The organism is Verminephrobacter aporrectodeae subsp. tuberculatae At4 (assembly GCF_000193225.1).
GTDB classification, from domain to species: domain Bacteria; phylum Pseudomonadota; class Gammaproteobacteria; order Burkholderiales; family Burkholderiaceae_C; genus Acidovorax; species Acidovorax aporrectodeae.
The window spans coordinates 1-214 of sequence record NZ_AFAL01000623.1 but is presented as its reverse complement, the minus strand read 5'-3'; the positions used below and the strand labels follow the sequence as shown (position 1 = coordinate 214).

Genomic DNA, 214 nt, shown 5'->3' with positions numbered 1-214 from the left:
TATTCGCCACGCCATCGACGAGCACGGTGAAATCCCCGTTGGCTGGCAGGCGGTCCAAGGCTGCGACCATGTTGCTCTGGTCGCTGAAGTTGAGCGCCAACAAATTGCCCGTGACGACCCTGGGGCGATCGTCGCCGGTGGTGATCAGCTGCGGGGGCGTGGTGTCTGCTGACGCAGGCGTGCTGTTGGTGACGACCTGGTTGCTGAAGCTCAC

Annotated in this window: 1 protein-coding gene; it reads right to left on the bottom strand. The window is 63.1% G+C overall.

Annotated elements, in window-relative coordinates; all coding sequences use genetic code 11:
• Positions 1 to 214: SwmB domain-containing protein (locus VTU_RS28450; RefSeq protein WP_169315423.1), on the bottom strand; the 214-nt coding region annotated here is incomplete at both ends.